Origin of the sequence: Butyrivibrio sp. M55 (assembly GCF_900116865.1) — a bacterium.
Classification (GTDB): domain Bacteria; phylum Bacillota; class Clostridia; order Lachnospirales; family Lachnospiraceae; genus Butyrivibrio.
This window is the reverse complement of the sequence record NZ_FPCD01000029.1, coordinates 1-8522: the sequence shown is the minus strand read 5'-3', so window position 1 is coordinate 8522 and position 8522 is coordinate 1. Positions and strand designations below refer to the sequence as shown.

General features: G+C 35.2%; 11 protein-coding genes. 6 read left to right on the top strand and 5 right to left on the bottom strand.

Annotated features, from left to right (window positions below; all coding sequences use genetic code 11):
• Positions 1-235 (top strand): hypothetical protein (locus BM398_RS17310; protein ID WP_175531926.1); only part of this gene is annotated, 235 nt, incomplete at its 5' end.
• Between the two features lie 281 nt (positions 236-516).
• Here BM398_RS17310 and BM398_RS16835 read toward each other — a convergent pair.
• The 3 genes from BM398_RS16835 to BM398_RS16825 are packed head-to-tail and all read right to left on the bottom strand — an operon-like array spanning position 517 to position 3490.
• Complete coding sequence (locus BM398_RS16835; protein WP_139233852.1) at positions 517-984, bottom strand: hypothetical protein; 468 nt, start codon at positions 982-984, stop codon at positions 517-519.
• A gap of 30 nt (positions 985-1014) precedes the next feature.
• Positions 1015-2373 carry an SPFH domain-containing protein gene (locus tag BM398_RS16830; protein WP_092339450.1) on the bottom strand — a complete coding sequence of 453 codons (1359 nt, stop codon included), beginning with the start codon at positions 2371-2373 and terminating at the stop codon, positions 1015-1017.
• Position 2374: 1 nt separating this feature from the next.
• Positions 2375-3490 carry a zinc ribbon domain-containing protein gene (locus BM398_RS16825; protein ID WP_255367735.1) on the bottom strand — a complete coding sequence of 372 codons (1116 nt, stop codon included), beginning with the start codon at positions 3488-3490 and terminating at the stop codon, positions 2375-2377.
• 242 nt (positions 3491-3732) lie between these two features.
• On the opposite strand from BM398_RS16825, the gene BM398_RS16820 reads away from it, so the two are divergent.
• The 5 genes from BM398_RS16820 (at position 3733) to BM398_RS16800 (ending at position 7109) form a co-directional block, all read left to right on the top strand.
• Positions 3733-4548 (top strand): ParA family protein, encoded by an 816-nt coding sequence (locus BM398_RS16820; RefSeq protein ID WP_092339446.1) that lies wholly within the window; start codon positions 3733-3735, stop codon positions 4546-4548.
• A 57-nt stretch (positions 4549-4605) separates the two neighbouring features.
• On the top strand, positions 4606-5769 hold the full coding sequence (locus BM398_RS16815; RefSeq protein WP_092339444.1) for a ParB/RepB/Spo0J family partition protein: 1164 nt from the start codon (positions 4606-4608) through the stop codon (positions 5767-5769).
• 68 nt (positions 5770-5837) lie between these two features.
• Entirely contained in the window at positions 5838-6194 is a 357-nt protein-coding gene (locus tag BM398_RS16810) for a hypothetical protein (protein ID WP_092339442.1), read from the top strand.
• 27 nt (positions 6195-6221) lie between these two features.
• Positions 6222-6557: a plasmid partition protein ParG gene (locus tag BM398_RS16805; RefSeq protein WP_092339440.1), complete on the top strand. Its 336-nt coding sequence runs from the start codon at positions 6222-6224 to the stop codon at positions 6555-6557.
• A gap of 246 nt (positions 6558-6803) precedes the next feature.
• Positions 6804-7109, top strand: a complete 306-nt coding sequence (locus BM398_RS16800; protein ID WP_092339438.1) for a hypothetical protein — start codon at positions 6804-6806, stop codon at positions 7107-7109.
• Between the two features lie 73 nt (positions 7110-7182).
• On the opposite strand, the gene BM398_RS16795 is transcribed toward BM398_RS16800, so the two are convergent.
• Both BM398_RS16795 and BM398_RS16790 read right to left on the bottom strand, forming a co-directional pair.
• Positions 7183-7440 (bottom strand): hypothetical protein, encoded by a 258-nt coding sequence (locus BM398_RS16795; protein ID WP_092339436.1) that lies wholly within the window; start codon positions 7438-7440, stop codon positions 7183-7185.
• Between the two features lie 40 nt (positions 7441-7480).
• Entirely contained in the window at positions 7481-8251 is a 771-nt protein-coding gene (locus BM398_RS16790) for a ParA family protein (RefSeq protein WP_175532005.1), read from the bottom strand.
• Positions 8252-8522: the final 271 nt, after the last annotated feature.

The following is an 8522-nucleotide window of genomic DNA, read 5'->3' as shown; positions in this document are numbered from 1 at the left end:
TGGATGGTATGACGGAGGTGTTCCTATCCCATTTCTTGAAGTTTACCGAGATGAAGAATACATCCGTATTCACACTAAGAACATGTCACCTGATGAAGCTCGTAAATTTGCCCTTAGTTATTATGGCTGGGATGACGATCCTGCTCAGGACTCAGAGCCTATTCCCAATGAATCGGGCTATATACTTGATAAACAGTTCATCAGTGAAATTGAAGCGGAACTACCTTTTAGATAAGATTACAGACACCATTACTACCGCAAAAATCGGTGGTCATTGCGACCACCGATTTTAATAAAAGTAAAAAACTTACACACTTAACTTGACACTCTCTGATTTTGTGTGTATCCTGTACTATAATAGCTTTCAGAATTAACCTTGCTTTTTGCAGGGGCGGTTCTCTTTACACAGGGCAGTCCATTGGACTGTCCATTTTTTTGTCTGTAATTATTATATACTCGTCCTCACGGTGAGGATATCTAAACAATATTGTTGACATATACAATACTCCTGCAGCATTATAGATATTTATCTAGAAGTATATGGTATGCCTCACAAAGCTTGCATTCCCTCACGTTTGTCCAATCTACATCTTGATAGATTGGATGCATCAAACATATTGGTTTCTCTATAATCCTTTCATACGAAAAGATTTTATGTATGGGCGCTTCATTTCCAACAATTATAGGCTCAATATTACTCGGCATTCCTTCCTGTCCATTAAATTGGTCAGCTGTTATATCTATAGTTATCTCATCTTTAGTACATAACCATACATGATGAGAATTGTCCATTTTGCTTGTACCGTTTATCATTTCTGTTTCTATATTATTTTCAAACAAATATTGTGCAAGCAACTCACTTCCCATATCACAGCATCCTCGTGGATAGGATAAAAACGGAGTAACAGTTAAATTTCTATCAATTACAGCATCTTCAATTACACTCCTAAAAAAACTTGACAATTCATATATCCTTCTAATCATGAATCTCACCAGCCTATAGATATTAAAAAACTAATTATCTTTTGGTATTGGTGGCACTTCGTTATTAAATAAGTCTTTTAATTTATCAACTTCAGCCATCCTCATCCAATTTTCCATTCCTTGTGACCAAACTAGACTGTCCTTTGATAATTCTCCTGTCGATATCATTTTTCTTAATGTTTCAGTATCAAAAGGTCCCTTTGACTGTCCATTAATTGCAATATTATACATAGGTGTTTTGATAGGTGGAGGAGTCAGGTTTTCTTGAACTGATTGATTCATTCCAGACATCATATTATTAATTGTTCCAGCCATGTTCTGGCCAATAGCTCCCCCTATAGCCATACTGGTCATCATGTTAGCCATATTAATTCCATCTCCCCCAGATAAATTAACACTACCACCATTAGATTCCATTTGTCCTAGAGCCTGTGCCCCTGCAATTCCCACTTCTGCTTGTTTTTCAATCTGAAAAGCAGCCAAATTTTCGCTTTGAGTCTGTTTATGCTGAGCATATTGAGATTCTTCTCTTTGAATTTTAAGATTTGCCTCATAATCTTCAATCTCAATGCGCTGCTTGTCATGAATATCTTTAATCTTAGCAGTAGCTTCCGCTTGCATTGTAGCTGATATTACATCTTTGGTGACTTGCATTAACTGCAAATAACCATCACTCGTTTTATCTATCTCAATTGCACTAATATCAACGGATGATGTAATCACTCCAAAGCATTCTCTTAATCTTTCAGCTAAGGTTAATTCTATCAAATCATTGATCTGCGCAATCTTTGATTCAATCTGAACTACAGGAATATTATGCACAGATGGAGCATTGGTAACTACTTCTTTTATATATCTTGCTACAGCATCTTTTATCTGTATTTGGAACGCTTCAATGCTAAAAGTTTCTAATCTATGCAGTTTTATAAATTCCCGATAATCTTGAATGCTAAAACTTATTGTTCCTCTCACTGCTACAGGAACCCCAAAATCTTCAAATCTTGGATCATAAACATCGAAGTATGGAATCCCAAATTTTACTTGAACGATCTTTGCAAGATTAATAAAATACACTTCTGCATTAAATGGAGACGCCCCATCATACGCAAGCCCCACGATACTTGCCAATACCGGAAGGTTTGCAGTTTCAATAATCTGATCAAATGGTCCCTCAATAAAATCTTGAATTATTCCATTTTCTTGCGAATAAAAAAACACTGCCACTTCGCCTTCTTTCACTCTTAATGAAGATCCCCAGCGAATTGCATTTTCTCTCCCATTTGAACTAGATTGTGAACCTGTTGGATGCCACTTCCAAATCAGATACGAAGGTTCATCACACCTAATAACATCCATGAATCCTCCATCCTTCTTTTTGAAAATTCCCATGTTATTGTCCCTCCGATTCATCAGTTTCATTTGCTTCTGAAGTTTTTTCTCCATTCATGATTTGATTGAATTCTTCTATATTTTCATGTATTTCTTCGCCACTTGAATTTATCCCTTTTTTAACCCCCTCGCTAAACCCTTGGCTTTCTGTATCTACTTCAACATCTTCATCAATCTCCTTTGGACGTTCAAGTATTACTCCATTTTGGGCTGCTTCTTCAATCACTTTATCAATCCAGTATTCACGCTCAATCTTCCACTTACGTTTTTGTTCTTCATTGGTAATTGAACCTTTATAAACTAATCCATCAGCATTCATAAGTGCATATTTATATTCTCCTGCTTCTAACCGTACTTCAATTTCTTCTACAATTGATTCTAAACGCTCAACTTCCTTTTGCTCATCTATAGGAGAATAGAACTTATCCACTAGAAGGAATCCTATCCAAAGAATTGGAATCCAACCACAAATTAGTGCAATAATCAAGCAATTTTTTAAAATACCTTTTTTCTTTGTTTTCTTTATTTTTTCGTTGCAACTATCATAAAGGAATTTTATTTCTTCAAAAGTTCCATCTACTGAATAACTTCTTTTGGCTTTCTCATAGACTTGCTGTGCCTTAGAAAACCAAGCGTCATTCAATGCTTTTTCGCTTTTTGTTGATGGCTTTGCAGAATCATATGCTTCCATATTCATACTAGATGTTGCCAAAATCATAAATTCCAGCATATCTTCTTTAGAATTTGGTACTGCAAAACTTTTTATTAAACTAATTTTCTGTTCGTCTGTTTTAGATACTCTATATTGAGCATCAGTTGCAGCAAACAATCCTTTCGGTTTTTCATATTCTCTTTTTGACTCAATGTTTTCAAGTTTAAATGCAAATTCTTTTACTGCACTAGATACTTTAATTTCACGAAATTCAAATCCGCAAGATGGACAATTTAATACAAAAGATTTTAAAACTTCTCCACAGTTAGGACATTTAAAAATCTTACCTACATATTCCTTTTGACGTATCTTTGTATTTTCATTTTGATTTGTTTGTTTGCCACACTTCTGACAAAACATGGCGCCCTCAATCAATTCATTACCACAGTTCACACAGAATGACACTTCTAATCACCTACTTCCTAATATTTTGCAAGTTCTATTTCTATCAGTGTCAACGCTTTTTCATTAGTATTATAACACAATTACAACATTCACTATCTATATCACTCGTCCTCACGGTGAGGACATAAATCAAAAAGTTTTCACAAATCATAGTTGACTTTGTGTGTACCGTATACTATAATGATTATTGTAAAGATAGAACCGCTGTGTAAAGCAGAAAGAAAAAAGGAGAAGAAATAGGAATGAAAAAAGTAAGAAGAGTTGCGTTAGTCAATCGCAAGGGTGGATGTGGTAAAACTACCTCTTTGTTCTCTATTGCCGGAGTTTTGGCAGGCGAGAAGAATAAGAAGGTTTTAGCTATCGATCTTGATGCACAGAGAAACACAACAACTACAATGCTCATGAACGTACCGGAAGATGAACAGCCTAAAAAAACTATTATGGATGTTCTAAAAGGTGCAGATGTAGAAGAAGCAACTTGTGGTGTTTTATGGCAACCCAGAGGAAGAAAAGATTTCGTAAGATACAAAGTTGATGTGCTTTGCGGTGATTCAACCATCGATGCAGTTAATGGTATTGTTTCAATAAGCGAAGAAATGCTTGCAGGAGCAGGAAAGAGAATAAACGATTATCTTACTTCTAATGGATACGATTGGGTCCTTGTTGATATGCCGCCATCATCAAAAGCAACAAATGATTTTTGCTTTAAATACATTGCTGATTATATGCTTGTTCCTTTTTCACCTGATGCATATTCAGCTTCAGGTTATGAGCAGTTAATGAAGGATCTTGCTGATGCTCAGATAGTTAATCCCAGAGCTAGAATAATCGGTGCATTCCTTGCTAAAAAGGACATAAGATTCGGTCTTCATAAAGCAGTAGATGAAGAGCTCCAGGAACTTGATTATTACATTACAAATGTACCTTATGAGTCAGCCGTTGCAGAATCAATCTACTTTGGTCGTCCTGTATGCCTTTATAAGACAAACTCAAAAGGAAGTAAGGCTTACAGAAAGATTGTAAAAGTAATTGATGACAGAATCAGTAAAGATACCTAATTAAGAAACAATATATAGAATTGCTGTAATAGGCAGAAAGAAACGAGGTTGACGAAATTGGCAAAAGATTTTAAAAAGGGATTCTCAGCTTTTGTATCAGCTAAGGCTGCAGAGAGTATCATGGCAAAAGCTGATGAGATAAAGAACTTAGATGTAAATATTATTGATGAATACTCAGATAATAACGAAGATGTATCTAACATAGACGATCTTCTTTCATCGATGAAAGAAAACGGATTCACAGATCCTATAGAAGTAACTAATTATGGTTGTGCTTCCGGAAGATATATGATTCTTTCCGGACACAGAAGATTTGCTGCTTGGACAAAACTCCATAACAATAAGCAGCCTATCAAGTGCATTATTGTTGATGCGGCAAAATTTAAGACTGATGCAGACGTAAAGAATTATGTTCTTATGGCTAATGCTCAAAGAGATTCCTCAAAGGATCCGCTTCTTCTTGTAAAGAGATACAAAGAGCATGAAAAATATCTTAGTTCCATTTCATTTGAAGGAAATATAAGAGATGAGATTGCTAAGCGTCTCGGTGTCTCTGTTCAGCAGGCTGACAGATATAAGACTCTTGGAAAATGTATCCCTGAGATTCAACAACTTGTAGCTGATGAAAAATTAGGTATGTCTTCAGCACAGCCAATTGCTCCGTTGTCTGAAGAAGACCAGCATAAATTCTTCAATATACTTCAAGAAGCACTTTCAAATGATGCACGTCTTACAAGAGACTATGTAAAGCATATGGTTGATGTGTTCAAAGAAATGTCTGAAGAATTATCTGATGATGAAAAGCTTGATTGGAAGTCAGTAGATACTCTTTTAAAAGTAGATACTGATCCTTCATTCACTGAGCCATACCTTCGTGATGATGTTAGTACAGAAAATGACATAAATAACGAAGCAATTTTATCCCCTGATTCATCAGATGATGTGCAACTTACCAGTGCTCCATCTATTACTAATCAGGAACCTAATGATAATTTTGTAGAGGATGATACTGATAACGATTTTGTTAGCGATTCTGAGGATATATCTAGAGAAAGAAAGAACGCTAATAACCTTATCCGTACTATAAAGAAGCTTGAAGCTTCTCTTGAAAATGATTTCTTTGAATTTGAAGACGAGGATGCAATTGTAGCTCTTGCGAAAGATACAATTGAAAGTCTCAAATTACATCTTATCAACCCTTACACTGGGTCAAAAAAATAAAATACTGAAAGGAATATTGGGAAGGGAATCCTTCCCAATATCGTCCTCACGGTGAGGAGATTTTAAATATGAGAAATAGTTCCGATTATCTTGGGATACGCATAAACAAGGAATTATACGAAGATTTCAAGCAATATTGCAAGGGCAGAGAGATATCGGTTGCATTTGCAATGGAACTGCTTGCCGATGAATGCATCAAAAGAAAGAACGCGCCTTTTCCATTAGGTGTCACCAATGATGCAAACTTAAAATATAGTGGTAACGAGTCAAGACAATCACTGATTCTTGAAAAAAACAAAAAAGAACTTTTTCAGATTATATGCGAAAATGATATAGGATTGAAAATGTCGAATGTAGTTAAAGCTTATATGATCTATTGCGTTACCTATAGCCCAAAGCTTCCATATTCATTCGATAAAAACTAAAAACATACAATATGAGGGTGCGATTAAATGGTTAAAGATGATGCTCAACAAATAAAAATAAATAGGGAAATGAGAGAGCAGTTTATTGATATATGCAGGAAAATTGGCATAAAGGAAGCCAGTGCCATTCAAAAATTTATAGTTAGGTCCATAGCTATGAATGGTTTTGACATAGATCTGACTTCTTATGACAAAATCGCTGCTATTAAAACAGATTCGCGCATAAACTTTCGAATTGATAAAGAAAAAAAAACAAAGTTCAAAGAGCTTTGTGAAGAAAACGGTATATCCGTAAGCGGAGCTATCAAGCTTTTTATGGATGACGTGATTAAGGCTAATAATATGAATAAGTATTTTAGCTAATAATTTTCTCGCGAAACCCGCTCCTTCTAGGGAGCGTTTACATAACCAAATACTCTTTACACAAAGAACCGTCCCTCGCTGGCGGTTCTTTTAATATGCTTGTGGCATGGCAAAAATTTTATTTGCACAAATTATCGCTCTATGGTATATTACTTTTCGTTGTTTTAAATCATATGGATTCCGTTCTGAATCCTGATCGCAGATTTTATCCGCGATACTTTCCACTTATAGGAGTTTATTATCAATATGGGAACTTTAGATAAACGCGATATTCGCTTGTTTGATATGACCTTTGATGTCTACAATCAAAAGCCTCATTATATAGAACTAAAAAGCAGATCAGGACAATTTTGGTGTGTCTATAAAGAAGATGATACTCTTGTTGTATTACTACATAAACATCATGCCGGTGACGAATATCATGTTCATTTTCTTTTTACTGCTGCAACTGATGCTTTATCTGAGATCATGCAACACGAAAGATATATAGAAAAACGCAATAAGAGCAAAGAAAAACTATGCGGAAATAGGAAGTTGAATATAGTATTCTAATCTTCTCTACTCTCCCACTTATCTTTTTCTACACATAATCGTCCTCACGGTGAGGACGGTTTTTTTCATTTTTCTATTTCTTCAGCCATTTTTCATGCTCTAAAACATATTCTGCCATCATTATATTAAGCTGTGCATTTGCTGTAGTTCCTCTAAGATCACATATCTGCCTGAATTTTCCGTAAGTATCTTCATTTACTCTTACAGAAAGGAGCTTTCCCTTATGCCTCTTACGATCTTCTTTTGTAAAGAACTCTATTGTCTCATTCTCTTTTTTTGCTTCTTGAGTTCTTTTATTACGCTCTTTTACTTTTTTCTCTAAATCTCCCATGCACCGCCTCCTATATATGTAGATACATTAGTACATACATTTAGATTTCCTTAGCAATTTTAATATATGAAGCTGCAACCTCACTCTTGGGACTTGATATTACTGCAGGGATACCATCAACATCTGATTTTGATGCCTCTACAGATTCCTTTATAATTCCCAGTAACGGTGCTGCTTTCTCAATCAATGAAAGTATATCCTGATGATCTTTAGTACTCTTTCTGTACATGGTTGCCACTACTCCAAGCACTTTAAGATCTGGATTTCCTCTTTTTCTTGATTTTGTTTTTTCAATACTATCTAAGATAAGTTCCAATCCTCTAAAGCTCAGGTAATCTGTTTTTACCGGAATGATAACTCCGTCTGCAGCATAAAGAGCATTTATGACAAATGGCCCTAGGTTGGGAGGACAATCAAGGAATATATAATCAAACAGATCTGAAAATATCTCACATGCATCCTTTACAAAATATTGCATATCCTGCTCAGTCACTATTGAAGTCTCAATCTTAGAAAGATTCGGATCAGAAGGAACTACAAATAAGTAGCAGTCATCTCCTACTCCTTTTACTTTAAAAGCTGTCTCTATAATATCCTTACCTTTTTCAAAAAGATCTATAGTGCTATATCCTTGAAGTCTTTCTTCTCCTGGCTCTATACCACAAGCAATAGTCAAAGATGCCTGAGGATCCAGATCTATCATAAGAACTTTTTTCCCTTCGCTTGCTTTTGCTGCAGCAAGGTTAAAAGCTGATGTAGTTTTTGCAACTCCACCTTTCTGATTCGCTATAGCAATGACTTTTGCTCCCATAACCATTGTCTCCTTCTAAAAAACTTCTTTTTTATTGTTATCATTCTTAATCACTATACTATTTTGAGATGTAGAAAAATAGATAGTCTTGTGTGTTACCTACGTAACACCCATGTAACACCCGTGTATATACATTGGTACATACAATTTTATATTATTTTTTCTTCCTTTACCACTATTTGGTGTAGAAAAAGCGGTAACACCCACGTGTTACCCACGTAACACCCGTGTAACACCCATGTATATACATTAGTACATACATTTTTTATAG

What these genes read in the sequence shown, in the direction of transcription:
- BM398_RS16810 (WP_092339442.1), top strand. Translation starts at nt 5,838, where the DNA reads ATGAGAAATAGTTCCGATTATCTTGGGATACGCATAAACAAGGAATTA.
- BM398_RS16800 (WP_092339438.1), top strand. Translation starts at nt 6,804, where the DNA reads ATGGGAACTTTAGATAAACGCGATATTCGCTTGTTTGATATGACCTTT.
- BM398_RS16805 (WP_092339440.1), top strand. Translation starts at nt 6,222, where the DNA reads ATGGTTAAAGATGATGCTCAACAAATAAAAATAAATAGGGAAATGAGA.
- BM398_RS16835 (WP_139233852.1), bottom strand. Translation starts at nt 984, where the DNA reads ATGATTAGAAGGATATATGAATTGTCAAGTTTTTTTAGGAGTGTAATT.
- BM398_RS16795 (WP_092339436.1), bottom strand. Translation starts at nt 7,440, where the DNA reads ATGGGAGATTTAGAGAAAAAAGTAAAAGAGCGTAATAAAAGAACTCAA.
- BM398_RS16790 (WP_175532005.1), bottom strand. Translation starts at nt 8,251, where the DNA reads ATGGGAGCAAAAGTCATTGCTATAGCGAATCAGAAAGGTGGAGTTGCA.
- BM398_RS16820 (WP_092339446.1), top strand. Translation starts at nt 3,733, where the DNA reads ATGAAAAAAGTAAGAAGAGTTGCGTTAGTCAATCGCAAGGGTGGATGT.
- BM398_RS16830 (WP_092339450.1), bottom strand. Translation starts at nt 2,373, where the DNA reads ATGGGAATTTTCAAAAAGAAGGATGGAGGATTCATGGATGTTATTAGG.